Annotated in this window: 22 protein-coding genes, 2 tRNA genes and 2 pseudogenes; 3 read left to right on the top strand and 23 right to left on the bottom strand. The window is 70.0% G+C overall.

The genetic code is table 11. From position 1 onward, the window contains the following. Position 1 precedes the first annotated feature (1 nt). From A6A06_RS30540 to A6A06_RS42240, 11 genes are all read right to left on the bottom strand, one after another. A complete protein-coding gene (locus tag A6A06_RS30540) occupies positions 2–433 on the bottom strand; it encodes a hypothetical protein (RefSeq protein ID WP_073765464.1) in 432 nt (143 codons plus the stop codon). Between the two features lie 9 nt (positions 434–442). After that, a complete protein-coding gene (locus A6A06_RS30535) occupies positions 443–808 on the bottom strand; it encodes a hypothetical protein (RefSeq protein ID WP_073765463.1) in 366 nt (121 codons plus the stop codon). 63 nt (positions 809–871) lie between these two features. After that, positions 872–2,050 carry a phage major capsid protein gene (locus tag A6A06_RS30530; RefSeq protein ID WP_073765461.1) on the bottom strand — a complete coding sequence of 393 codons (1,179 nt, stop codon included), beginning with the start codon at positions 2,048–2,050 and terminating at the stop codon, positions 872–874. Beyond that, a complete protein-coding gene (locus A6A06_RS30525) occupies positions 2,050–2,667 on the bottom strand; it encodes an HK97 family phage prohead protease (protein ID WP_073765459.1) in 618 nt (205 codons plus the stop codon). The genes A6A06_RS30530 and A6A06_RS30525 overlap by 1 nt, the downstream gene beginning before the upstream one ends. Further along, positions 2,630–3,988 (bottom strand): phage portal protein, encoded by a 1,359-nt coding sequence (locus A6A06_RS30520; RefSeq protein WP_073765457.1) that lies wholly within the window; start codon positions 3,986–3,988, stop codon positions 2,630–2,632. The genes A6A06_RS30525 and A6A06_RS30520 overlap by 38 nt, the downstream gene beginning before the upstream one ends. Before the next feature lie 65 nt (positions 3,989–4,053). Then, positions 4,054–5,607 carry a terminase large subunit domain-containing protein gene (locus A6A06_RS30515; RefSeq protein ID WP_073765455.1) on the bottom strand — a complete coding sequence of 518 codons (1,554 nt, stop codon included), beginning with the start codon at positions 5,605–5,607 and terminating at the stop codon, positions 4,054–4,056. 14 nt (positions 5,608–5,621) lie between these two features. Next, positions 5,622–6,062, bottom strand: a complete 441-nt coding sequence (locus tag A6A06_RS30510; protein ID WP_073765453.1) for a phage terminase small subunit P27 family — start codon at positions 6,060–6,062, stop codon at positions 5,622–5,624. 193 nt (positions 6,063–6,255) lie between these two features. Continuing rightward, a complete protein-coding gene (locus A6A06_RS43605) occupies positions 6,256–6,459 on the bottom strand; it encodes an HNH endonuclease (protein ID WP_274535902.1) in 204 nt (67 codons plus the stop codon). A gap of 223 nt (positions 6,460–6,682) precedes the next feature. Further along, positions 6,683–6,755, bottom strand: a tRNA-Leu gene (locus tag A6A06_RS30500). Positions 6,756–7,259: 504 nt separating this feature from the next. Then, positions 7,260–7,967: a hypothetical protein gene (locus A6A06_RS30495; protein ID WP_073765451.1), complete on the bottom strand. Its 708-nt coding sequence runs from the start codon at positions 7,965–7,967 to the stop codon at positions 7,260–7,262. Positions 7,968–8,124: 157 nt separating this feature from the next. Next, positions 8,125–9,207 carry a recombinase family protein gene (locus tag A6A06_RS42240; protein WP_242441052.1) on the bottom strand — a complete coding sequence of 361 codons (1,083 nt, stop codon included), beginning with the start codon at positions 9,205–9,207 and terminating at the stop codon, positions 8,125–8,127. Here A6A06_RS42240 and A6A06_RS42235 point away from each other — a divergent pair. Beyond that, positions 9,182–9,251, top strand: a tRNA-OTHER gene (locus A6A06_RS42235). The two genes, A6A06_RS42240 and A6A06_RS42235, sit on opposite strands and share 26 nt — an antisense overlap. A 136-nt stretch (positions 9,252–9,387) precedes the next feature. Here A6A06_RS42235 and A6A06_RS44040 read toward each other — a convergent pair. From A6A06_RS44040 to pdhA, 9 genes and pseudogenes are all read right to left on the bottom strand, one after another. Continuing rightward, a pseudogene (locus A6A06_RS44040) lies at positions 9,388–9,891 on the bottom strand (recombinase family protein); the annotation flags it as partial. 95 nt (positions 9,892–9,986) lie between these two features. Further along, positions 9,987–10,373 (bottom strand): annotated as a pseudogene (locus tag A6A06_RS30485) (alcohol dehydrogenase catalytic domain-containing protein); the annotation flags it as partial. Positions 10,374–10,562: 189 nt separating this feature from the next. Continuing rightward, complete coding sequence (locus A6A06_RS30480; protein ID WP_073765447.1) at positions 10,563–11,708, bottom strand: potassium channel family protein; 1,146 nt, start codon at positions 11,706–11,708, stop codon at positions 10,563–10,565. Next, entirely contained in the window at positions 11,705–13,777 is a 2,073-nt protein-coding gene (locus A6A06_RS41225; protein WP_443333808.1) for a molybdopterin-binding protein, read from the bottom strand. The genes A6A06_RS30480 and A6A06_RS41225 overlap by 4 nt, the downstream gene beginning before the upstream one ends. 425 nt (positions 13,778–14,202) lie before the next feature. Then, a complete protein-coding gene (locus A6A06_RS30465) occupies positions 14,203–15,108 on the bottom strand; it encodes an NTP transferase domain-containing protein (RefSeq protein WP_443333803.1) in 906 nt (301 codons plus the stop codon). Between the two features lie 98 nt (positions 15,109–15,206). Further along, entirely contained in the window at positions 15,207–15,362 is a 156-nt protein-coding gene (locus tag A6A06_RS42225) for a hypothetical protein (protein WP_199931264.1), read from the bottom strand. Between the two features lie 106 nt (positions 15,363–15,468). Further along, positions 15,469–17,181: a dihydrolipoamide acetyltransferase family protein gene (locus A6A06_RS30460; RefSeq protein WP_073765443.1), complete on the bottom strand. Its 1,713-nt coding sequence runs from the start codon at positions 17,179–17,181 to the stop codon at positions 15,469–15,471. Further along, positions 17,181–18,215, bottom strand: a complete 1,035-nt coding sequence (locus tag A6A06_RS30455) for an alpha-ketoacid dehydrogenase subunit beta (RefSeq protein ID WP_073765441.1) — start codon at positions 18,213–18,215, stop codon at positions 17,181–17,183. Before A6A06_RS30455 ends, A6A06_RS30460 begins: the two co-directional genes overlap by 1 nt. Then, the gene (gene pdhA, locus A6A06_RS30450; RefSeq protein WP_073765439.1) at positions 18,212–19,429 is read right to left on the bottom strand and encodes a pyruvate dehydrogenase (acetyl-transferring) E1 component subunit alpha; all 1,218 of its coding nucleotides are present in this window, start codon (positions 19,427–19,429) and stop codon (positions 18,212–18,214) included. Before pdhA ends, A6A06_RS30455 begins: the two co-directional genes overlap by 4 nt. A gap of 227 nt (positions 19,430–19,656) precedes the next feature. Between pdhA and A6A06_RS30445 the strand changes: the two genes are divergently transcribed. After that, positions 19,657–20,148, top strand: coding sequence for an Lrp/AsnC family transcriptional regulator (locus A6A06_RS30445; protein WP_073765437.1), 492 nt, complete (start codon positions 19,657–19,659; stop codon positions 20,146–20,148). 70 nt (positions 20,149–20,218) lie between these two features. Here A6A06_RS30445 and A6A06_RS30440 read toward each other — a convergent pair whose 3' ends face one another. Beyond that, entirely contained in the window at positions 20,219–20,806 is a 588-nt protein-coding gene (locus A6A06_RS30440; RefSeq protein ID WP_073765435.1) for a TetR/AcrR family transcriptional regulator, read from the bottom strand. 2 nt (positions 20,807–20,808) lie between these two features. Continuing rightward, positions 20,809–22,329 carry a 3-hydroxyacyl-CoA dehydrogenase gene (locus A6A06_RS30435; RefSeq protein WP_073765433.1) on the bottom strand — a complete coding sequence of 507 codons (1,521 nt, stop codon included), beginning with the start codon at positions 22,327–22,329 and terminating at the stop codon, positions 20,809–20,811. A gap of 214 nt (positions 22,330–22,543) precedes the next feature. Here A6A06_RS30435 and paaN point away from each other — a divergent pair, with 214 nt between their 5' ends. Then, a complete protein-coding gene (paaN, locus tag A6A06_RS30430) occupies positions 22,544–24,250 on the top strand; it encodes a phenylacetic acid degradation protein PaaN (RefSeq protein WP_073765431.1) in 1,707 nt (568 codons plus the stop codon). Between the two features lie 99 nt (positions 24,251–24,349). On the opposite strand, the gene A6A06_RS30425 is transcribed toward paaN, so the two are convergent. Next, positions 24,350–25,177, bottom strand: a complete 828-nt coding sequence (locus A6A06_RS30425) for a TrmH family RNA methyltransferase (protein ID WP_073765429.1) — start codon at positions 25,175–25,177, stop codon at positions 24,350–24,352. Between the last annotated feature and the right edge of the window lie 9 nt (positions 25,178–25,186).

The following is a 25,186-nucleotide window of genomic DNA, read 5'->3' as shown; positions in this document are numbered from 1 at the left end:
CCTAAGTGATGCGCCCGCGAATCCTCACGCGGACAGTGAGCGCGGCGTACGCGCCATCGGTCGATTCGGCCGTCTCCGTCTCGGAGGATTCCGGCCGTACGTCAAGGAGCCCCGGCACGCTGGCCGGAGCGACGGAGCGGCAGGCGTCCGTAATGGCGTCACGAAGGCCGTAGACGGCCCTCTCGGCGCCTATCGGGTCGCCCGGCGTGATGACCAGCGCGTGAACGTCCACGTAGCTCGTGAGGGCCATGGGCTTGCGCGGCCCCTGCCGCATGGCCGACACGGTCAGTTCTTCGTCTCCCGTGGCCCCCAGCCATACCTGTTGCCGCCGGTCGCTCTTGCCTGTCTCCGCAAACGTGCATTGCACCCCGCGCGGAACGGCACGCCTGAGCGCTTCGAACAGAGCGACCTTCGCTTCAAGCACCAGCGCCACAACTGCCCCCTAGATGAAAATGAACGGCAACCGGACGCGATACCGGTTCAGTTGGGCGTTGACTTCGGGCAGGCTGGTTGGCCGCCACGTCCCGCCCGCCTGAGCGAGTTGGATGGAGCCGAACTCGCTTTGAAGCTGTAGGGCCCGGTCCGGCACGCGGGACACAAGGTCTAGGCAGTACTGCCGGGCCAGCGTGCGCACGCACCAGCGGATCGTCTCCGGGGGTGCGTCCGTGCCCTGCCACGTCCGGCCGCAGTAATCCTCAACGGTCTCGATGGCGTAGGCGATTGCGTCCGTCACGGTCTCGTTCGGAAAGAGCGAGACATCTTCCATGCCGTCCAGCCCGCGAATGTCTTCCACGGTCGCGTAGGACATGCCCCCCCCCTTACGGGCAGGGCAGTACCTCACGTGAGGTACTGCCCTATCCCCCGCTTCGCGTTACGCCTTCGGCGTGACCGTCAGAACCTTCGCGGAACGCTCATCGACAAGAAGACCGTCCGCCCGCTGAATGAATCGGTACACAATCTGATCGGTGGTGAACCGCGCATCCACCGACCGCTCAACACGGAGCGGCCCGGCCAGACGGACCCGGTACTTGCTCAGGTCGCCGAACAGAACCTTGTTGTCCGGCACCGCGACATCCGTTCCGACCGGCTTGCCGTTGAAGGTGTCCGGTGCACCGGCCGTCAGCGCCGACTGCCACAGGTACTGGCCGTTGGCGTCCTTGAGCTTGCGCATGAGCGCGGCCGTCCGATCGGAAACGATGTAGACGGCATTGGTCCGGTAGGACGAAGGAAGCTCGTAGAAGAGATCAATGAGCGCGTCGGAAACGGCCGTGTCCTTCGCACCGGCTGCCCAGGTGGAAGCGGCAGCCGGAGCAGCATTCAGAATGCCCTTCGGCTGGTTGGTACCCGTACCGGTGAGGAAGTGCTCACCCATTCCGTGCCCCAGCGCCGGACCGGCGTCCCCTACCAGGAAGCTGACAAGGTCGAGCGCCTGGTCCTGGACGAACTCCGTCGAAACCACGGAAGCGTAGGCGTACTTGTAAGAGATGATCGACCGCTGAACAGTGGCCGGGGTGGACTCAGGAATGTTGGCGTTCTCCGCCACGATGCCCGCCGACGCACGACCGGTCACAACCGTGAAGTCAATGGGCTCACCGCCGGACGTGGTGAGGATCGACGCGCCGTTGCGCATGACGGTCGAACGCTCTACGGCCTCAGCGAGAAGCTGACCGTACAGGGTGCGCGGGATCACGTCGCGGCCGGTTTTGGTGTCCACCACTGCGCGCGTCTCCGGCGTGAAGACAGCCGCCTCATGCAGCTTGAGCGACCGGAGCTGAGCGGCCGCCTCGGCCAGCTTGTCCTGAGTCGCACGCTTGTCGCCGGTGCCCTTGACACCGGCCATGAGCGCGCTCACGGACTCGCTTGCCTTGATGGCTTCAACGCCCCGCTTTACGCGACCGTCGTAGTCGGCAATGACGTCAAGAAGCTGAGTTTCCTTCTCACGCGCCGTCGCGTCCATGTCCTTACCGGCGTGCTCATCGGTCAGCGCCCGAAGTTCAGCGTGCGCCTTCTCGCGCGCCTCAAAGTTCGCGCTGAGAGTCTGTGCGTCCATTACTGGACTCCCCCCTTGTACAGAGCGCGGAACAGATCACGCGCCGGATGGTTAACAGGGGGCAGTACCTCACGTGAGGTACTGCCCTTATCGATTCCTAGAGTTCGCGCTATGGAGCGCATGAGGCCCGCGTCCGTGGTCGGGTACGCCGGGGTGAGGACCGGGCCAAGTTCCAGCACATCCATGCTGGTGATCTCCCGAACAGGGAGCCCGGTCTCTTCGTCCAGTTCGTCGTGAACGCGCTGCCCGCCGTCGTTCACGCGGAACGTGAACGAACTCCCGCGCACGTCCCCGCGCCTGAGAAGTTCGGCGAGGTCACGTCCTACCGTGGTGTTCGGTAGATCGATCTCGTACCAGCCGCCTTCGCCGTCTTCGCCGGTCCGCAGCGTGCCTGACGACGCACGGCCAAGAACGTTGTTCATGTCGTGATTGAAGGTGGCCAGCACGTCATTGCCTCTAAGCGCATCAGCACCAGCGCCGGGGATGACGCGTTCCCGGAAGCCGCCTAGGTCATGGCTCAGTTCGTTGAACCGGTAGGCGTACCCGCGCATGGTCACCGCGTCACCTTCGGACCGGAACTCAGCCGGTCGGCTCAGGCTCCTCGTCTCCGTCGTCATCGGCCTCTTCCCCCTCTTCGTCGTCCCCGTCGTCCGGGGGTTCGTCTGCGGGCGGGGGCTCAATGGCGGCAGGCTCTTCCGGCTCCTCCTCGGCGGTCACGTCCGAGAGGTTCAAGGGCACACGGTGCGTCTCCCCCATGCCGTCCGGCAGGGGCTCCAGGTCTTCCCACGCGCGCACTTCGTCAATGCTGTAGATGCCCTGCTGAAGACCGATGGAGTACATGTTCATACGCTCACTCGGCGCCCCGCGCTGAATGCCGTCAAGGCTGAACTTCACAAAGAGCTGACGGTTAGCCGTCTCCGCAAACAGCAGACGCGTGAATCCCGCTTCGATGCGCTCCAGCCACGGACGCAGAGAGAACATGGCAAAAGCCTGGTTCTGCTCCGCGAGACCAGAGCCCCAACTAGTCGAGTTGGTCGCGTCGGCAATCAGGTGAGGCGGCACGCCGAATATCCGCGCAATCTCCGGTACCTGAAACTGCCTGGTCTGGAGAAACTGCGCTTCGTCCGGGCTCAGTGCCACCTTCGAGAACTTCGCGCCTTCGGTCAGCAGCGCGACCCGATGCGCGTTCTCCGCGCCGGAGTTGGCCAGCCGCCACGCCTCCCGCGCCCGCGCTAGCCCCTCTTCGGACATGGCGCCCGGCACTTCGATCAGGGCTCCCGGCATGGCGCCGTTGGCGAAGAACTTCGCACCGTACGTCTGCGCCGCCATGGCGAGCCCAATGGACTCCCGCGCGAACGCAATCGGCGAGACACCAGTGAACTCCCCTGGCAGCATCATGCCGGGGATATGCAGGATCTCCCGCGTGGTGAACCAACCCAACGCAACTTCGTTGCCGTCATCGTCGTAGTCGGCCACGTAGAAGACCTTGCGGCGCTTGCCGTCCGCCACGACCGTATGCGTATCGATACGGGTCGGGTCCAGCACCTCAAGCCCGGCGATGTTGGGACCGTCCCACGCCACGGCAAGGTAGGCGTTGCCGTCCAGCAGCAGGGACAGCACCACCTGAGAGAGAAGGTCGATACGGCCCAGACCGCCCGGCTCCGCGTTCGGGTAGTCAAGCCACGTCGGCGACTTGACCCCCTTACGAACGCCCCCGCGTCGCGAATAGGTGGCCACCGGCAGCGTGCAAATCGTCTCGCTCAGCAGACGCACGCACGCGAAAACGGCGGAGACCGTAAGCGCACTGTTCGCGTTCACCTTCGTACCGGCCGCCGACACCACGCCGGGCAGCGGAAAGAGATCAGACGCCGGGTCCCACTGGGCCCGCTTCTCGTCCTCTGCGGGATGCCCCCGGAAGAGCGCACGCCAAAAGCCCATGTGAGCCACCCCCCGTGTGACTCGCGCGGGCAGTACCTCACGTGAGGTACTGCCCTTGAGTCGTGCTACAAGTCGTCAAAGAAATCGGCGCTGCCGCCGAAGGCGAATACGTTGCCGTCCTGCTCCCAGGTGGCGAGGACCGGAGCGTCAATCAAGCCCGGGTTCTCGTCCCGCCACATGACCGCCCCGTGCACCGCGAGGATCAGGGCAACGGCTAGGTCGATCTTCCGGCGCGATGACGCGTGCTCCTTGGTGACGCGCGCCCCGTGCCTGTCCTCCCGCAGCACCGCATTGCCGATGTGCCGGGCGAGGGCCGGGTCCCCGTCGTGCGACAAGCGGCCGTCCCGGCACGCGTCGTACACAACCTGAGTCGCTGGAACCATGCGCTTGAGACTGTTGGTCGGGAACGCCTCGACGGGCCACCCCTCCGCCTCAAGGTTGTCTAGCGTCTCTTCCCACCGGTACGGGTCGGCCACGAGGGTCCGCACCGTGTACGTCTCCAGTGCGGAACGCAGAGCCTCCCGCACGTCCGCCATGGGAACCCGCCAGTGCGCGTCATCCGGCGGCGCCTCCCAGTGCCCCAGCACGAACACCCGAAGGTCCGACACGCGGCAGGCAACAAGCGCCGTACTGTCACCCTTCCAGGAGCCGTCAAAGCCGCACACAACGGCGTCACCGGGCTTCAGAGTGTCGTCTACCGCAAGGGAGTCCCACAGGCCGTGAGGCAGCCACGTAGAGGCGCCACGGACGAACTGAGACAGGCGGTAGATGCGGAAGCTAGCTTCCGTGCTCCGCTGAGCGGCAGCGCGGAAATCCTCCTCGTTCAGAATCTCGAACGAGGGGTTGCACGCGCGCCACACGTCCGGGTCAAGGTGATCCACCTGTTCCCCGATGCGCGGGCCCCACGACCGATAGAACAGCGTCGGGTCCGTGGCCTCACCGGAGTTGACCCGCTCCCCCTGTTCACACAGCCGCGCAAAGGGCCCGTCCGGGTCCGGCCCCGCCGTCGAAACCACCCACGTCATAGGCTGGTTGCGGGCCGCACTGCCCAGCGTCAGCGCGTCGAACAGATCGGCGCTCTTGCTGAACGCGTACTCGTCCAGCGATACGGCGGCAGGGTTGAGCCCCTGTTGCCGTCCGGCGTCCGCCGACACCACGCGGTACGTGCTGTCTTTGTACCGGATGATGTCGCGCTGAACGTCGCATACAGCGCTGAGCTTTGGCGACGCGTTCACCATCTGCTTGGCAGCATCGAACACCATGCGCGCCTGGTTGCGGTCGTTGGCGGCAGCGATGATCTGCCGCTGAGCGTCCGCCCGGTCGGCGATCAGGTGGTACAGCATGATCGCGGCGGCAAGGGTGCTCTTCCCGTTCTTCCTCGCGATGCACACCACGGCCATGCGGTGCGTGCGGCGCCACCGGCCGTAGGCGTCCTGTTCCAACCGGTAGGCGTCAACGAGTAGGTCACGCTGCCACGCCAGGAGCCGGAACGGCTGGCCAGCGAACGAGCCGGTGAGGTAGCAGAACTGCTCAATCCAGTTCGCAACTCGGTAGCCCTCACTGAGGAACGGCGCGTCGGCGGGTATGTGGCGGGCGATGACGGGATCAAGTCCGTCCATGCGCCACCCCCGCTCTAGAAGTCCTCCGGTCCGGCAGCGACACGGCGCGCCTCAGCAGCCACGATCCCCAGCCGCATACGCGACTCAGGCGTGAAGCCGATGACGGTTTCGATGGCCCGTAGCTCTCTCTCGGTGGACTCCACGTAGCGCATGGCCGGATGCACGGCAGGCTGACCGGTCGAGCCCACGCTCATCAGTCCGTCGTTGGCGACGGCTGCCAGCAGCTCCGCGCGCCGGTCATGCAACTCGCAGTACCGCAAGATGACGTTGCGGTCCGTCTCCGGCGAGTAAGCTCCGCTACCGGCAGACCAGACGTTGCGCCAGACTTCCCGCCCCACTCGCCGAAGGCCAGCGGGCACACGCGGCGCCCGGCCCTCGTACACGACGGGGGCGGCAGGCTCAGCGGCGGCGTTGGCGTGGCCGGTGCGCACGTCGGCGCTCTTGCTTCGGGACACGTTGACACCACCTTCCGGGGCCTGATCGACCCCTTAGCGGGCGCCTTTCTCGCGGGTCCGAATACGAGCCTGCCCAGTAACCGCACGGGCGGGGCGCCCAAAAAAGGCGCCACACCTAGCGCGCGCGTTTCGAGCTTGGGCCGGGATCGCCAGCGGGCCATCCGGCCGAACTTCCGAACCGCTTCCGCCCCCCTCAGAACGGCGGAGCCGTGAAGCCGAAGTCAACTCGCGTCTTGGCCTTGTGGCATGGCTTGCACAGGAGTTGCACGTTGCTCGCCACGTCCTCACCGCCACGCGACAGGGGAACGATGTGGTCCACGTCGATGGCCGACGCCAGGTAGCCCAGCCCGCATGACGCGCACGCTCCACGGCCAGCCTTGCGCAGAGCCTTGCGCATGATGGCTGCCGCGTTGTTGCCACGGGCTATCGCCTCGCGCCGCGCACGGTGGGACTGGTACGACCGGCCACTCTCGTACGCCTTGTGGTGCGCCGGGCATCTGCCCTTGTGGGTAGCCCAGTCTCGACAGTCAAGGCACCGGGTACGCATGGCACCCCCCCTCTTCGGGGGGACCCCCCTACCCTCGAACACCCCCCAGTACCTCACGTGAGGTACTGCTCTGTACTCACCCCCGGATTCGAACCGGGATCACCACGGGTCTAAGCCGTGTGTCTCTACCGTTGGACTAGGTGAGCATGGGGGCGCCGGAATCGAACCGGCCCTGCCGGAGTGTTCGCCACGGTGGCAACCGTGGCTACTGGTCCAGAGTGCACGCGTACACCATTCCCCATGGAGAGCGCGGGCACTCTGTCCGCCGTGCCTGTTGGAAGGGTGCGCGGTGACCCGCTCTCTACCATTACTAGAGCGCAAGGGTTTCCTAGAGCGCACCGGTTTCCCGGCTGGCCGATCGGCAGGCGGGGCCGAATGACGAGATGACGGGCAGACGGCCCTTCTCGTTTTCCTTGTAGGTTTCTTATTGGATTTCCAGGGATGGTGTTTAACCGTCATCTCGTCATATCGCTTCACGCTGTGTCGGCACAGCCGTCACCCGCCGTAGCCGAACGCCACTCTTCATATCATGAACATGTCAAGAACGGGCGCAAGGAAAAGCCCCAGCGGGGCGCCGCCTCGCCGGGGCTTTGCGTGGCCGTCTGCGGGCCGATGGGGTGCCTAGTCAGGTTGGGCCGTTGGGGCCCGCCTCAGGTGTCCAGGTGGCCGTCAGTGCCCTCTTCGCCAGTGGGTAGCCGCACCTCTTGGTGGCCGCTGGTCATGTCGCTGCTTCGCCTCCGCGTGGGCGGTTTGGCGTCGGCGCGTGGCTCAAGGCCCATCTGAGTCCGGTGTCTGCACGTCCGGCAGCGCCGCACACGCTTCATGGGCATCCGCGCGTCTCGGTGGAACTCTTCCCACGGCTTGGCCACTCCGCACCCTGTACACACGTTGGCAGTCTCGTTCCATGGGTACGGCCGGTGTCCCCCGGGGTCCTCCTCACGGCCCTTCTGGCGGTCCCACACGCACCTAACGCATTGGGCGTGCTCTGCTTCCGCTGCGGCTCGTTTGACGGCTTGTTTCGCCTCAAAGTCCTGCACGGGCGCCACCGGCCATGCAACGCCGTCAAGGCGGGTGTCCAGCTCCGCCATGTCCGGCCGGTCAAGAAGCCGTGCCGCCGCTTCGTTGGCGCTCCGCTCCTTCGCTGCCGCCTGTTCGATGTCGGCCACGGGCACCTTGAGCGCGTCGGCCAGCCGTGCCATGTCCACCACCGCCTTGCCGCTGGTTCGGATGAGCGCTGCCGACAGGCGGAGGGTGTTGCGCGCCTCCTGGTCGCCGTCAACGTCCCAACCGGCCGAACGCGCCGTGGTGAGTAACCAACGGGTGAAGTCGGTGTCTTCGATGCGGTGTTCGCGATCCATGAGGCCAGCGTAGGGGCCGCTCAACGTCTACGTGCGGGCACGAGAAAGCCCCAGCAAGGCGGTTACCTTGCTGGGGCTCTGTTCGGCGCTCACACGGCCGTCTGGGACCCTAGGAGGGGTCCCGGCGTGTTACCCGCACGCCGGGGCACCCCCCGCGCTACGCGGTGACCAGCTCCGCCGTCTCGTCCTGATCCTGGTCCAGGTCTTCGTCGGACTCTTCCGGCTCAAGCTCAGCCCAATGGACCGTGATGCGGTCGGCTATGTCTTGGAACCGGCCCTTGTTCTTCCGGGGCCCAATCTCGACGTGATCAAGCCAGAAGCTCAGGAACTCCCGCCTTTTGATCATTCCCCACTCAGCCCAGAGCGAGCCCTTACCAATCGGGTCTTCGTCCATTGCACCCTTCCGCCAGTCGTCCAAAGGCACCTTCACAGACTGGACTTGCACCGCACGAAGTTCCTTGAGTCGGGCCCGGCAGACCTCTTCGGTTCGCTGCATGGACTGAACGGCTTCCGTGAACGCCGCACGGCCCACGGCCCCCTTGTAAAGACCCCCCTTCTTGTCCGCGTAAATCTCCTTGAGGCTCTGCGCCGTGTGCTTGAGCTGCGCCTCAAGTTCGTTGCATTCCAGCGTCACACCGGCCGTGTCTTGCTGTCGGGCGAACCGCTCGGAGACGGCAGCCATAAGGGTCATGTCATCTTCGTTGGCCGGATCAATGGCCATGAGACGCGCCCACACCTTCCGGGCAACGTATTCGTCGGTCTCGTCCACGCGGACACTTACGCGGGTCACACCCATGCGCTTAGCGGCGCTTCCATCCCGGTTGCTGCGGTAGCGGGGAACGCCGTCCGTCATGGTCGTACTTGTGGTGGCCCCGCAGTAAGAGAACATGATGGGCCAGCCGGTAAGCAGGTAGGTGCCGCCGTGGTAAGGCCGTCGCATCTTGCCTTCCGTGGAAATGGCCGTCTGCAAGACGTACCACTCGGCAGGCGTGAGGATCTGCTCGTGAACGTGCATCGGGTCGCCGTTGTCGTCGCGCCGGATTGCCCACTTGTCCGACGTAACGCGGTCAGCGGCCATACCCGCAATTCGCGGGTCTCGGAGCGTCCGCAGAACGGCTTGCGGGGTCCACCGGGGTTCGGGGTGCTGCTTGAAGTTTCCGCGCTTCCTGCGAGCGTCCACGCGATTCTTTCCGGCTTCCGTCCGCCAGCCGGGCGGGGGAGTGTCAGGGTTAGCCGTCAGCTTCTCGGCAATCGCGCCGGGGGTAAGTCCCTCCTCCTCCGCCATCTGTCGCATGAGAAGGACCGTAGAGCGGCCGTTTTCGGTGGGCGTCACGGTGACGTACTTGACGCCGTTTTCGGCGATCTTCTTGACGTTCTCGCCCCACCACGGCGCGTTACCCGAAACATGGCCGCCCGACTTACGGGCCAGTGCTTTCGTGTTCACGATGAACGCTGACTTGGTGTCGGACTCCTGCTTAGCGAGCCCAGCAATGATGGCGAAGATTCCCGCGCCGATAGGGTCGCCGGTGTCAAGGTACGGTTCGCGGACGCTGACCAGAGAAACGCCGTTGTCCTTCATAACCTTCTCAATCGAGAAAGCCTCTTGCGCTCCCATTCGGGTGAGTCGGCTAAGCGTGAAGATGACCACCACGTCACACTTACCGTCGCGTACCCACTGCATCATTTCGTCAAAGCCGTCGCGCTGAACGCTGGGGTCCCAACCGGACTTACCCACGTCCCGGAATCGCTTGACCACGCGGTACCCGCGTGCGGCGCAGAGCGCTTCCCCTGCCTCCCACTGCATGAGGGGGCTTGCGTCGCTGCCGTCTTCGTTGAGCTTGCTCTGACGCGCGTACAGAACCGCGCGGGGCCGGTCGTCGGCCGCTTCCCTTGCTACGTAGTTGTTAAGGCTCTGCTTGCCCATGTGGCGCTCTCCCGCTTCCTAGTCTCAGGAAGGGGGAGCGCAACGGTTGCCTACGCGGCGAGCGCTCCCCCTGGGGGAGTCGTCACAAGCTCTTTGGACCAAACGGTGGAGGTCACCTCGGGCAGCGCCGCGGCGGCGGCCATGTCGAGGCCCTTCGGTACGGGCATCAGCTGGCCCGCGGGCACGACGACCTGCTCCGCGTACCCGCCGCCCGCCAGCAGCGCGCACACCTCGTCGCCGACCGACCAGCCGCCGACCCCCGGGCCGAGGGCCTTGACGCGGCCGGCGCACTCCAGGCCGGGGTACGGGGGCGCGCCGGGCGGCGGGTCGTAGAAGCCCTGGCGCTGGAGGAGGTCGGCCCGGTTGACGGCCGTGGCCGCCACCTCGACCAGGACCTCCCCCTCGGACGGCTGCGGATCGGGCACCTCGGCCCATACGAGGGCGTCGGGACCGCCGGGTTCGGGAATGGTGATCGCACGCATGGCCGCGAGGCTACTCCGCCGCCCGGGGTGACGTACGGACGCGGCCGGGACGGCGTACGGAAGCCCACGTTCCGACGTACGCGAGCCGCCGTTCCGACGTACGTACGCGAGCCGCCGTTCCGACGTACGGATGCGGCCGGGGGCGGCGGCTGTGAGCGGCTTCCACCCCGGGGCGGCGGTGAGCAGCTTCTAGTCGTCGCGTCGCACGGGCGCCATGGAGGACACCCCCGTCCCGGGGATCATGGGTTTCACGCCGGGCTTGGTCGGGCCGTCCTGCTGCTCCGGATGCGCGGCCCGGACGATGGTGATCACCCGGTCGGCGGCCTGCAGCGGGCTGGCCGCCGGATCGTCGTACCCGAGCAGCCGGTGGCCCCGCAGTACGGACACGATCAGGTCGTCGGTCTCCCGTACCGACTTGCCGACCTCGGCCTTCACCACCGGACGCTCGATCAGGTCCAGCCCGCTGCCCTGCTGGATCAGGTCCTCCAGGACCGTACCGGCGCTGGGGCTGTGCACCGCCAGGCCCAGCAGACGGCCGGCGGCACTGGCCGACGTGATGACCATGTCGGCGCCGGACTGGCGCAGCAGCGGCGCGTTCTCCTCCTCCCGTACGGCCGCGACGATGTTGGCCTTCTTGTTGAGCTGACGGGCGGTGAGCGAGACGAGGACGGCCGTGTCGTCGCGCTGGGTGGCGATGACGACCTGGCGGGCCCGCTGGATCTCGGCCCGTACGAGAACGTCGCTGCGCGTCGCGTCACCGACCACGCCCGCGAAGCCCTCGGCCACCGCCGAGTCGACGACCTTGGGGCTCGGGTCGACGATGACGATGCGGTCGCGGGTCAGCCCCGTGGCGCGCAGGGTCTGGGCCGCGGAACGGCCCTTGGTACCGAAGCCGACGATGACGGTGTGGTCGCGCAAGGCGTTTCTCCAGCGGTTCAGTTGCCACTGCTCGCGGGTGCGCTCGGTGAGGACTTCGAGAGTGGTGCCGACCAGGATGATCAGGAAGAGGACCCGGAGGGGCGTGATGAGCAGGATGTTCAGCAGCCGCGCGCCGTCTCCGTACGGGACGATGTCGCCGTAACCGGTGGTGGAGAGCGTGACGGTGGCGTAGTAGACGCAGTCGAGGAAGTCGACGGAGCCGTTGGCGTTGTCGTGGTACTCGTCGCGGTCGACCCAGACGATGGCCACCGTCGCGGCGAGCACGAGCAGCGCCATCAGGAGCCGGCGCGCGACCTGGCGCAACGGTGCCACCGGGGTGCGGCGGGGCAGCACGATGCGGTGGCTGGAGTCCTCGGGGACCTCGCGGGCCGCTGCGTCGTGGGTGGGGAGCTTCACTCGGCGCCTCCGCCGGTCGGGTCGGTGGGGCCGGTGGGGCCGGTGGGGGTGGTTCGATCGGGTGGGGTGGTGCCGTCGGGTGGGGTGGTGCCGTCGGGTGGGGTGGTGCCGTCGGGCTGTGCCGCAGAAACGTTCGAGCGGGTGCCGGGGGGAGTGGGAGCGGTGGGTGGGACGGATGGGACGGGTGCGTCGGGCGCATCGCGTGCGTAGGGCGCATCGCGTGCGTAGGGCGCGTCCGGCGCACCCGATGCGTCCGGCGCCGAGCCGGTCACCGCGTCCGCCGTTCCGTCGGCCGTCCAGGGCAGGTCGAGGAGTTCCACCTCGTCACCGCGTGCCGCGCCACCCGGCGGTACGACCGCCATGGCGTCGGCCGTCGCGATGCCGCGCAGCATGGCGGGCCCGCCGAAGCGCAACGGGACGACCGCGCCGCCGTCGCCCTCCCCTTCGTGGTCCGCGGCGTCCCGGAAGGCGACCGGGACCAGCCGCGTGTCGTGCGGGTGGCCGGACACGCCGGCGGTCAGCGGCGCCCGGTAGGAGGGGAGCCGGCGGCGGGCCGCGAGCGTACGCAGCACCGGTTCCGCCAGGGTGAGCAACCCCGATACGGCGGCCAGCGGATTGCCGGGCAACCCGACGAAGAGCCGGTCCCGGGCGACGACGCGCGGGATGTCCGGGTGCCGGGTGCGGCTCTGGTTCGGGGCCGGGGCTTGGGTCTGGGTCGGGTGCGGGGTCTGGGTCTGGCTCGGGTCCGGGGTCTGGTCCGGGGCCTCGTTCAGGTCCGGGGCCTCGTTCAGGTCCGGGGGCTGGTTCGGGTCCGAGGCCTGGTTCGGGTCCGGGGCCTGGTTCAGGTCCGGGTTCGGGCCCGGGTGGTGCGGGAGGCGGGCGAGGAGCATGGGGTGTCCGGGGCGTACCGCCACGCCGTCCACCAGGACCTCCGCCCCCAGCCTGCGCAGCGTGGGATGCACATGATCGACGGGCCCGGAGGCCGTACCCCCGGTGGTGATCACCAGGTCGGCGTCCGAGGACGCGAGCGCGTCGTACAGGGCCTCGGCGTCGTCCCCGAGATGGCGGGGCGGCCCGGCGTCCGCGCCCAGCGCACGGAGCCAGGGGGTGAGCATCGGGCCGAGCGCGTCCCGGATCCGGCCCTCGGCGGGCAGCCCGGTGTGCATCAACTCGTCACCCAGCACCAGCACTTCCACCCGCGGCCGGGCGTACGCCGTCAGCTCGTCGTACCCCGCGGCGGCGGCCAGCCCCAGCACGGCGGGGGTCACCACGGCCCCGCCGGGCAGGAGTTGATCGCCACGGCGGCACTCCTGTCCGCGCGGCCGGATGTCCTGGCCGGGCGGCACGGGAGCGGGCGCGTACAACTGCGCGCCGCCGACGGCCCGTCCGCGTACCTCACCGTGTTCGCTGCGCAGTACGGCCGTGGCCCCGGGCGGGATGCGCGCACCCGTGGCGATCGGCACCGCGTCACCGTCAGCGACGGCTTCGGAGGGCCCGTGACCGGCCAGGATGCCGTGTTCGCGCTCGTCCGGACGGCTACGGGCAGCGAGGTGCCAGGGGCCGGGACCGGCGACCGCCCAGCCGTCCATCGCCGACGTGTCGAAGGACGGCAGGTCGGTGAGCGCGGCCAGCGGCTCGGCGAGGGTGCGGCCGAGCGCCGCGCTGCCGAGCGGGCAGACGACCGGGGGCAGCGGACCGTACGGGGCGCGGGCGGCAAGACGCCGAGCCGTACGCCAGGGGGTCGGCGCGGGATGGTCGTGCTGGGTGCGTCGGCCGTGGTGGTCGGGGGCGGAGGAACTTGTGGCGGTCGGCGTGGCCGACTTGAGCGCGGGGGTGAGAGTGGAGCCCAGGGCGGGGGCGGCCCCCGGTGCGGGAGTGGGGCCCGGGGCCGCAGTGGAGCCCGGTGCCGCAGTGGCTGGTGTGTCGCCGCTGGGGCGTGCCGGGGGAGGAGTGCGGGGCGCAGGCGGGGGATCAGCGGCGCTGCCGAGGGCGCACGACTGCTCCTGCGCGCGGGGGGCCGGCGCGGTTTCCCACGGCGTGTAGGGGCCCAGGCGCGTATCGGCGTCCAGGCCCGTACCGGCCGTCGGTGCTTTCCTGCCCTTGCCGGTCTCCCGGGTCGGGTCCCGGTCATCGAAGATCCACGCGTAGCCGTCGTCGAAGACCGGCGCGTAACCGTCCCCGTACGGACCCTGCCCAGGCCGGGTCTCCTCGTACGAGCCGGGCCCAGGCCGGTCCTCTTCGTACGAGCCCCGCACAGTCCGGGCCTCCTCGTACGAGCCCGGTGGCCGACGGCGGGCCTCCTCGTAGGAGCCCGGCACAGGCTGGGCCTCCTCGTACGGGCCCGGTGCGGGCTGGGCCTCCTCGTACGGGTCGTACGGGCCCGGTGCCGTCCGGTTCTCGGCGTGGCGGCCCGGTGGCCGGTGGGCGTCGCGGCGCGGCACCTCGGCGGAGCCGCCGTTGGCCAGCGCCAGCGCGTCGTCGAACTCCCCGTCCGTCATTCCGCCGGCCGCGCTTTCGACTCGGCCTCGGACGCGGCCTCCGGCGTGGCGCCAGCGGGTTCGGCGGGTTCAGCGGGCTTGGCGGACTCGGCGGGTTCAGCGGACTCGGCGGCCCAGCGGTTGGCCAGTGCGGCCACCTTCTCCGCCAGTACGGACACGTCCCGGCCCTGCTGGGCAGCGGCGTAACCGATCAGGAACGTCGTCAGCGGCGCCGCCGGCCGGGCCACACCGTGCGCGGCGTCGCGCGCGAGATCGAGAAGTGCCGCCGTGTCGACATCGACGTCGATGCCCAGTTCGGCCTTGGCTGCGGTGATCCATTCGTCCAACACGGTTCCATGCTCCCTGATACGGGCACGTGCCGCTTCGATGTCCTCCCAGGTGTCGCAGTCGAAGGATGCGGAGGCCGTCGGGTCGGACACCCGGCGCAGGGACAAACGCCCCAAAAGCGCACGCAACGGCAACCCGGCGAGCTCGCCGTTCTCGGCCCGTACGGCGTCCAGCGCCCGGCGCAGCGGCACCGACCGGTAGGCGGCGACCAGCGGCTGGTCCCGCCCCTCCGCGTCCCGGAGCAGCGCGCCATCGGCCCCGGCCGCCGCGGCCGCCGCGAGCAGGGCCCGTACGGTCGCTCCGGTCAGGAACGGCAGGTCGGCGGAGAGAACGAGCACCACCGGAGCCGTGGTGCGTCGCAGTCCGGCGTCCAGCGCGGCGAGCGGCCCGCCGCCGGGCGGGTCTTCACGGGCCTGGACGACCGGACGCACGGTGGGCCTGCGCGGGCCGACGACGACAGCGGTGGCCGCGTCCGGACAGGCATCGAGCACCCGGTCCAGGAGCGAACGGCCACCGACCGACAACGCGGGCTTGTCCGCCCCACCGAGCCGCCGCGCAGCACCCCCAGCAGGCACGACAACGTCGTACACACCTGCCGCGTACGCACTTGCCGCACCGCCCGCACCACCCGCGCCTGCCGCACCGCCCGCGAAACCGGTCGGATCATCTTCGGTCACGCCACCGGGAACGTCGGGAGCGGGAGCCCCGCGTACAGAGGCGTCGGGTGCAGACGCATCGCGTACGGGCCCATCCCGTACAGACGCATCGCGTACGGGCCCATCCCGTACAGACGCATCGCGTACAGACGCATCGCGCCCGCCGTCGTCACTCGGCTGCTGGTCGTGAGCGGTCTGGTGGTCGGTCACTCCTTGAGTATCGCCGGGCGCGTCCCGATCACCGACCGGGCCCACTCACGACGTCCACAGCAACCCCGCTCACAACATGCGCAACAGCATCGCCGGCCGCTCCACACAGTCCGCGACGAACCGCAGGAACCCTCCGGCCGTCCCCCCGTCGCACACCCGGTGGTCGAAGGTGAGCGACAGTTGCACGACCTGGCGCACGGCCAACTCCCCTCCGTACACCCACGGCTTCGCCGTTATTCGGCCCACACCCAGCATCGCCGCCTCAGGGTGGTTGATGATCGGCGTGGAGCCGTCGACGCCGAAGACGCCGTAGTTGTTGAGGGTGAAGGTTCCGTGCGTCAGCTCGGCGAGTCCGAGCGTGCCGGTGCGGGCCGCCTCGGTCAGCCGGGCCATCTCGGCGGACAGCCCTTCGGCCGTACGGCGGTGCGCGTCCCGTACGACCGGCACCACCAGCCCGCGATCGGTCTGCGCCGCGAAGCCCAGATGGACGGCGGGCAGCCGCACGATCTCGTTGGCCTCCAGGTCGACGGTGGCGTTGAGCTGCGGATATCGCGTGAGCGCCGCCGTACAGCCACGGGCCAGCAGCGCGAGCAGCGACACCTTGGCACCGCCGGCGGCGTTCATCTCCCGCCGCGCGGCGAGCAGCTCCGTGGCGTCGGCGTCCACCCAGCACGTCGCGTCGGGGATCTCCTGACGGCTGCGCCGGAACTTCTCCGCCGCGGCGCCCCGCATCCCCCGCAACGGTATGCGCTCGGCCTCCTGAGGAAGCCCCCCGTACGCAACGGAGCCCCCGTATCCAACAGAGTCCCCGTACGCAGCAGAACCCTCGTACCCGACGGAGCCCCCGTAAGCCCCCGGCCCACCTCCCGCCCCGGCCGCACCTCCCGGCAAAGCCCTCGCCACACCACCAACGCCAACCCCGGCCTCAGCCGCAGCCCCGGCCCCGACCGCGGCACCCACCCCAACCCCAGACCCAGCCCCAGACCTGACCCCGGCCCCAGCAGCCGCCCCGCCCCGCGCCCGCACCGCCCGCTCGACATCCGTACGCAGGATCAGCCCCTCCGGGCCCGACCCCCGTATGTCCCGCAGATCCAGGCCGTGCTCCCGCGCCAGCCGTCGGACCAACGGCGAGATGACCGCCACCGGCCCACCCGGCACGCCACCCCGCCCCGACACCTCACCCCGCCCCAGCACCTCACCCGTCTCCGAAACACCACTCCCATCTGAAACCCCACTACGCCCTGGCGCCCTACTCCCCTCCGACGCCCCACTCCCCTCCACCGTCACCTGTCGAGCCACCCCCGCGGCGGAACTCCCCGCCGGGGCCGGGCGGACCCGCCGCCGACGCGCCGCCGCGGCGCTCGTCCCGTACCCGACCAGCACATTCCCCGACCCTTCGGCCGCGTCCCCGCCGGGCGCCGAGCCTCCGCCACCGCCCCCTCGGGAGCCCCGCTCCGCCACGGCCGCCTCACCCGCCGCGCCCGTCCCCGCCCCGGGACGCCGGTCTGCTTCCGCGCCCTCTCCGGCCGCTGCCGGGGAGCCGACCGCCACCGTCAGCAGCGGCGATCCGACCGGCAGTTCCGATCCCTCGTCACCGAAGCGCGCGGTGACCACGCCCCCGTACGGACACGGCACGTCCACCAGCGCCTTCGCGGTCTCCACCTCGACCACCGGCTGGTCGACGGCGACGACCTCGCCGACCTCGACCAACCACCGCACCACCGTCGCCTCGGTGAGCCCCTCACCCAGGTCCGGCAGCGTGAATTCGCGGACCACGGCCATCAGTCACCGCTCCCCTCGGTCCAGTCCGACTCCCACTGGAGGCGGCTGACGGTGTCCAGGATCCGGTCGACGCCCGGCAGGTGGTGGCGCTCCAGCATCGGCGGCGGATACGGGATGTCGAAGCCCGCGACCCGCAGCACCGGCGCCTCCAGATGATGGAAACAGCGCTCCGTGACACGCGCGGCTATCTCCCCGCCGGGACCGCCGAACCCGCTGGACTCGTGCACGACGACCGCGCGGCCCGTACGCCGTACCGAGGCGCAGACCGTCTCGTCGTCGAAGGGCAGCAGCGAGCGCAGGTCGAGGACCTCCAGGTCCCAGCCTTCCGCCGTGGCCGCCTCGGCCGCTTCCATGCAGACGGGCAGCGACGGTCCGTACGTGATCAGTGTGGCGCTGCGGCCGGGCCGGCGGATCTCCGCGCGGCCCAGTGCGGACACCGGCTCCGGTTCCTCGGGGGACCAGTCGGCACGCGACCAGTACAGCCGCTTCGGTTCGAGGAAGACCACCGGGTCGTCGGAGGCGATGGCCGCCCGCAGCAGCCCGTACGCGTCGGCGACCGTCGCCGGGGTGACGACCTGGAGGCCGGGGGTGGCGAGGTAGTACGCCTCGGAGGAGTCGCTGTGGTGCTCGACGCCGCCGATCCCGCCGCCGTACGGGACACGGATGGTCAGCGGCAGCGGCATGGCGCCCCGGGTGCGGTTGCGCATCCGGGAGACATGGCTGATCAGCTGCTCGAAGCCGGGATACGCGAAGGCGTCGAACTGCATCTCCACGACCGGCCGCAGCCCGTACATGGCCATGCCGACCGCCGTCCCGAGGATGCCCGCCTCGGCGAGCGGGGTGTCGCCGCAGCGCTCTTCGCCGAACTCCTTCGCCAGTCCGTCGGTGACCCGGAAGACCCCGCCCAGATCCCCCACGTCCTCGCCCATCACATGGACAGTGGGGTCCGCGGCCATCGCGTCACGCAGGGCCCGGTTCAGGGCCTGCGCCATGCTGGCGGGCTTGCGCCCGGCCTCCGTCGCTGTCGCCGTCATGGCCGCTCCTCCCCTGCCACGCCGTCCGCCGACCCGCGGCCCGCGCCCTGTTCAGTACCTGCGTCCTCTTCAGCGCCCACGGCCTCGGCCTCCAGCTCCGCCCGCAGCTGCGCCGCCTGCTCCCGCAACTGGCCAGTCTGCTCGGCGTAGACGTGCGCAAACAGGTCCATGGGGTCGAGGGCCGGGTCCTCGTTCATGCGGTCCCTGAGGCCGGCGGCCAGTTCCTCGGCGCCGTCCCGGGTCCGCTGCACGAAGGCGTCGGAGAGCAGCCCGCGCTCCGTCAACTCGCGCTCCAGGAGGGCTATCGGGTCGTGCCCACGCCACTCCTCGACCTCGGCGTCGGTGCGGTAGCGGGTGGCGTCGTCGGCGTTGGTGTGCGCCTCGATGCGGTACGTGAGCGCCTCGACGAGCGTCGGTCCCCCGCCCCGGCGCGCCCGCTCCACCGCCTCGGTGAGCACCTCGTGCACCGCGGGCGCGTCGTTGCCGTCCACCAGACGGCCCGGCATCCCGTACCCGACGGCCTTGTGGGCCAGGGACGGGGCCACGGACTGCTTGGCGAGCGGTACGGAGATCGCGAAGCCGTTGTTCTGCACGAGGAAGACCACCGGCGCCTGCCACACCGCGGCGAAGTTCAGCGCCTCGTGGAAATCGCCCTCGCTGGTGCCGCCGTCGCCCACCAGGGCGAGCGCCACGACGTCGTCACCCTTCAGGCGCGCGGCGTGCGCGAGACCCACCGCGTGCGGGAGTTGGGTGGCCAGCGGCGTGCACAGCGGGGCGATGCGGTGCTCGTGCGGGTCGTAACCCGTGTGCCAGTCGCCCCGCAGGAGGGTGAGGGCCTGCACGGGGTCGAGGCCGCGGGCCACGGCGGCGAGGGTGTCCCGGTAGCTGGGGAAGAGCCAGTCCTGCTCCTTCAGCGCCAGCGCGGCGGCGACCTGGCACGCCTCCTGGCCGGTGGAGGACGGATACACCGCCAGCCTGCCCTGCCGCGTCAGGGCCGTGGCCTGGGCGTTGTACCGGCGGCCGCGCACCAGCTGCTCGTACAGCTCCGTCAGCAGCCCGTCCTCGACCTGGCGGGCGGCGTCCGTACCCAGCAGCCGGTACGGCTCCGCGTCGGGCAGGAGGGGCGCGGGGTCCACACGGGGACGCCAGGCGGGCGGCGGTGCGGGCCAGTAGCTCGCGCTCCTACTGCTGCCGCGCTGCTCAAGAACCGTCATGACGAGCACCTCCTTGGACTTCGGAAAGAGTGGCGCGAAGCGCCTTGCCGATGGCGGGGACGGACGACGGGCGGGTAGGGATGCGGATGAGACGGGCGGGTGGCCCGTCCCTACCGATTGTTCGGTCGCCAGCACATTTTGGCTACAGGCGGGCTCAGCCTGTGGACAATCGGTTCTCCACAGCCTGAGATGAGGACAGGGCGTCCACACAGGGGAGGCGAGGCGGTATGCCGGACGAACAGATGGCCAACAACGGAGGACATCGCCCCGCGCGTCCCCTGGACACCATCGACCGCGCGATTCTGAACATGCTGCAGAGCGACGGACGGGCTTCGATACGCTCCGTCGCCGAACGGGTACACGTCTCGCGCGCCAACGCCTACGCGCGCATCAACCGTTTGATCGACGACGGCGTGATCCGCGGCTTCAGCGCGCGCATCGACCAGGAACGGGCCGGGCAGGGCGCCTCCGCCTACGTCACGCTGAAGATCGTGCAGAACTCCTGGCGAACGGTCCGCGCCCAGCTCACCGCGCTCCCGGGGGCCTCGCACATCGCCCTGGTCAGCGGCGATTTCGACGTACTGCTGCTGGTGCACACCAAGGACAACCAGGAGCTGCGGGAACTGGTCCTCACCCGGATCCAGTCGATTCCGGAGGTGCTCAGCACCCGCACCCTGCTCGTCTTCGAGGAGACGGATCTGGGCGCCGACCAGGGCTAGCCCGCCCTCAGGCCCGCCTCAGCCGGGTCCGCCTCAGGCCGGCCTCCGCTGCACCTCAGCCCGGCCCGCCTCAGGTCCGCAGCCCCGCGAACGCCGTACGCACCACGGCGTCGGCGACCTCTTCGCTGCTCGCCGCGCCGCCCCGGCCCGGCCGGTACCACTCGACGATAGAGTTGATCATGCCGAAGAGCAGCCGGGTCGCCAGCCGGACGTCCACGTCCGCCCGCAGGTCGCCGTCGGCCGCGGCCTGCTTGAGCAGCTCGGTGACCTCACCGTCGAACTCGCGCCTGCGCTCCATGGCCCAGCGCTCCGTGTCCGTGTTGCCGCGCACCCGCAGCAGCAGCGTCACGTACGGCAGCTCCTCCATCAGCACTTCCGTCTCGCGCCTGGCCACGTGCTCCAGTCGCTCGATGGCCCGTCCCGTAATCGCCCCGGGCTCCTGGAGGACCCCGAAGAGCCCGTCCAGCGCGCGGCTTATGGCGCGGTGCAGCAGTTCTTCCTTGCTGCGTACGTGGTGGTAGATCGAGGACTTGGAAATGCCGGCCGCCCGGGAGAGGTGCTCCATGGAGGTGCCGTCGTACCCACGCTCGTTGAACACCTCGACGGCGACCGCGAGCAGCGAATCGGGCGTGTAGGTGTCGCGCTTGGCCATGGTCATGATTAGAGCATCCGGCCGTTCAGCTTCAAACTGCGGCGCAGGGCCCACGACGGTGCGTAACGACCGTCCCCGTACTGGTGGCGCAGCGTGTCCAGCAGGTTCCACAACCAGGTACGGCCGATTCGCGCGGCCCACTCCGAGGGGCCTCCGGGGTAGTTCACTCCCAGCCGCATGGCCGTGTCGATGTCTTCGCGGCTCGCGACCTCGCGGGCCTCGGCGTCCGCGGCGAAGTCCACGATCATGGCGACCGTACGGGCGACGATCATCCCGGGTACGTCGTCGATGACGCTGACCTTCTTGCCGAGCGCCTGGAAGAGCCCCACCGCCTCCCGTACGTCCTGCGCGGACGCCTCCGCACCGGGTGCGAGGGCGATGCGCGACGCGGCCCGGTAGTCCAGCGCCAGGTCGAAGAGGATCGCCCGGCCGGACACGTCGCCCGTCGCGGGGTTGCCATCGGTCAGCGCCAGGCGGGCGCCGCCCGGCAGCCGGATGCAGCCCTCGCGCTCCCCCTGCGCGCGGTCCTGCGTGACCTTGATGCCGGCCTCCTCGATCAGCTCCTGGAGGACGGCGGCCGGCCCGGCGAGCCGCGTGTGCACCGCCACCTCCACGGGCGCCGGGCACGGTTCCGCGGTGTGCGGCTGCTGCCCGGTGGCGCCGTCGGCGTAGTCGTACCAGCCCCGCCCCGTCTTGCGGCCCAGCAGACCGGCCTCCACGAGGCGCCGCTGCGCCAGGGACGGCGTGAACTTCGGGTCGCGGAAGAAGCCCTCCCACACCGAGCGGGTGACAGCCTCGTTCACGTCCTGCCCGATGAGGTCCATCAGCTCGAACGGCCCCATACGGAAGCCGCAGGACTCGCGCAGCACCGCATCAAGGGTGGCCGGGTCCGCTGCCCGCTCCTCATACAGGCGCAGGGCTTCCGCATAGAAGGGGCGGGCGATGCGGTTGACGATGAAGCCGGGGGTGTCCGCACTGCGTACGGGGGACTTGCCCCAGGCCGCGGCCGTCTCGTACGCGAGGGAGGCCGTCGCCGTGTCCGTCGTGAAGCCGCTGACGACCTCGACGAGGGGCAGGAGCGGCGCCGGGTTGAAGAAGTGCAGGCCGACGAAGCGTCCGGGCAGGCGGAGCGGGCCCGCGACGGCGGTGACGGACAGGGAGGAGGTGTTGGTGGCCAGCAGGCAGCCGTCCTCGACCACGTCCTCCAGGGCGGCGAACAACTGCTGTTTCGCGCCGAGATCCTCCACGATCGCCTCGATGACGAGTGCGGCGTCGGCGAGTTCGGGTAGTGCGGAGGCATAGGTGAGGCGCGCATCTGCCGCTGCGCGCTCCGCGGGCGCCAGCTTGCCCTTCTCGACCAGGCGGTCCAGGCGGCTCCCGATCGTCCGGGCGGCCTCGGCGGCCCGGCCCGGCACGGTGTCGTAGAGCCGGACCGGATGGCCCGCGACCAGCGCGACCTGCGCGATTCCCTGGCCCATGGTGCCTGTTCCGACGACCGCGACGGTGCGGCCCGCTTCGATGGCTGTCATGACGGCTGAATCCTCCCCGACAGAGTTGTCCACAGGTTCGCCGGACCCTCTTGCCCCGACCGATCGTTCGGTTACTCTAGCCCCGTCGCCGAAATGGTTCCCAGCCCTGTCCTCGGACCCGTCGTCGCAGTGGCGTCGTTTCCCCGGCGCCGCTTCGGGGTGGACGTCCCGTGACGGCAGGCCCCAGCCCCGCCCGACGAGGAGTTGGTCTTCGATGGCCGCCGAACTGACCGCAGCGCAGCTGCTCGAAAAGCACCGCCCGACGCTCGACCAGGCGCTGGAGGCGATCCGTACCCGCGCTTACTGGTCCCCGCACCCGGAGCACCCCAAGGCGTACGGCGAGAACGCCGCGGCGGACGGCCAGGCCGCCTTCGAGGCCCTGCGCGGCAAGCGTTTCGAACTGGACCAGCCCGGCACGGACGACTGGACGGGCGCGGAAGTCTCCCCGTACGGCATCGGGTTGAACGTCGGTTATCCGCACCCGGACGCGGACGTGCTGCTGCCCGCGATGCGCGCGGCGATGCCCGCGTGGCGCGACGCCGGGCCGCAGACCAGGGCCCTGGTGTGTCTGGAGATCCTGTCGCGGATCAGCGCGCGCACCCATGAGTTCGCGCAGGCCGTGATGCACACCAGCGGCCAGGCGTTCATGATGGCGTTCCAGGCGGGCGGGCCGCATGCGCAGGACCGCGGGCTGGAGGCCGTCGCGTACGCCTACGCGGAGCAGGTCCGCACCCCGGACCAGGCCGCGTGGTCCAAGCCGCAGGGCAAGCGCGAGCCGCTGGAACTGGCCAAGTCCTTCAAGGCCGTCCCCCGCGGCGTCGCCCTCCTGGTCGGCTGCAACACCTTCCCGACGTGGAACGGCTACCCGGGCCTGTTCGCCTCCCTGGCCACCGGCAACGCGGTCCTGGTCAAGCCGCACCCGCGGGCCGTGCTGCCGCTCGCGCTCACCGTCCGGGTGGCGCGCGAGGTGCTGGCCGAGGCCGGGTTCTCCCCCGACCTGGTGGCCCTGGCCGTCGACCGGCCCGGTGAGGGCCTGGCCAAGACCCTCGCCGTACGCCCCGAGGTCCGCATCATCGACTACACGGGCTCGACCGAGTTCGGCGACTGGCTGGAGGCCAACGCGCCCCAGGCGCACGTCTACACGGAGAAGGCCGGCGTCAACACGGTCGTCATCGACTCGACGGACGACTACAAGGGAATGCTCGGCAACCTCGCCTTCTCCCTGTCCTTGTACAGCGGCCAGATGTGCACCACCCCGCAGAACCTGCTCATCCCCCGCGACGGCATCTCCACGGACGCCGGCCCCAAGTCGTACGACGAGGTGGTCGGCGACCTCGCAACCGCCGTCGACAAGCTGCTGGGGGACGACGCGCGGGCCAACGCCCTGCTCGGCGCGATCGTCAACCCGCAGGTCAAGGAGCGGATCGGAGCGGCCTCCGGGCTGGGCGAGGTGGCCCTGTCCTCCCGCGAGGTGGCCAACCCCGACTTCCCCGACGCCACGGTCCGTACGCCGGTGATGGTCAAGATGGACGGCGCACGCAAGCTCTGGGAGGGCGCGGGCGCCGACGCCGCCTACCTGTCGGAATGCTTCGGCCCCGTCTCCTTCGCGGTGGCCGTCGACTCCGCGGCGGACGCGGTGGACCTGCTGCGGCACACGGTCCGCGACAAGGGCGCGATGACGGTCGGCGCGTACACGACCTCCGCGGAGGTGGAGAAGCTCGTGGAGGAGGCGTGCCTGGAGGAGTGCGCGCAGCTCTCCCTCAACCTGACCGGCGGGGTGTACGTGAACCAGACCGCCGCCTTCTCCGACTTCCACGGCTCGGGCGGCAACCCCGCGGCGAACGCCGCCCTGTGCGACGGCGCGTTCGTGGCGAACCGCTTCCGGACGGTGGAGGTGCGCAGGCCGGCCCAGGAGAGCTGAAGGTCCGTCCAGGAAGGCTGGAGGGCCATCCAGGGAGGCTGGAGGGCCCCCAGGAAGGCTGGAGGGACGCCCAGGAAAGCTAAGGCCAGCCCAAGAAGGCTAGAAGAGCGTCGGCCCGGCGGCCGCTCCGGTCATCCCGGCTGCGGCGGCCGGGTCCGCCGGGCCGCGGCCGCGGGACATCCAGTGGAAGAGGCCCATGGCCACGCTCGTGGCCAGGTTGAAGCTGGAGACCCGTGCCTGCATCGGCACCGCGACCAGCGCGGACGCCTGTTCGCGCAGTTCGTCCGAGATTCCCTGCCGCTCGGACCCGAAGGCCAGGATCGCGTCGTCGGGGAACGTCACGGAGCGGATGTCGGCGCCCTCGGGGTCGAGGGCGTAGACCGGGCCGGGCGGCAGTTCCGGCAGCGTCAGGCGCTCCACGGCACCGGCGAAGTGCAGGCCCGCGCTGCCGCGTACGGCATTGGGGTGCCACGGATCGAGCGAGCCGGTGGTGACCACGCCGGTCGCGCCGAAACCGGCCGCCAGCCGGACCACGGCGCCGATGTTGCCCAGGTTGCGCGGGTTCTCCAGCAGCACGACGGGGGAGGGCCGCGGAGCCGCACGGAGCGCGGCCAGATTCGCCGCGGCGTCGGGGCGCGCGGCGAGGGCCGCGACGCCCGTGGGATGCACCTTCGGCAGCAGCGTGCGCAGCGCCGCCGCGGGCACCTGCTCCGCCAGCGCGTCGAGGTCGCCGGTCAGATCGTCCGCGAGCTCCGCGGCGAGTGCCAGCAGGGCGGGCTTGTCACCGGTCAGCACGTGCCGTACGTCCGCGCCGAAGCGCAGGGCGTGCTTCAGCGCGTGGAAGCCGTCCAGGAGGACCGAGGCCGGGTCGCCGGCGCTCGCGCGCCAGCGCCGTACCGGATCGTCCGAGGTCCCGTTCTCGATCATTTCCCCACT

It is taken from the genome of Streptomyces sp. CB02923 (assembly GCF_001905005.1).
GTDB lineage: Bacteria > Actinomycetota > Actinomycetes > Streptomycetales > Streptomycetaceae > Streptomyces.
Note: the sequence above shows the minus strand (reverse complement) of the source record. Positions and strands in the feature narration are given on the sequence as shown.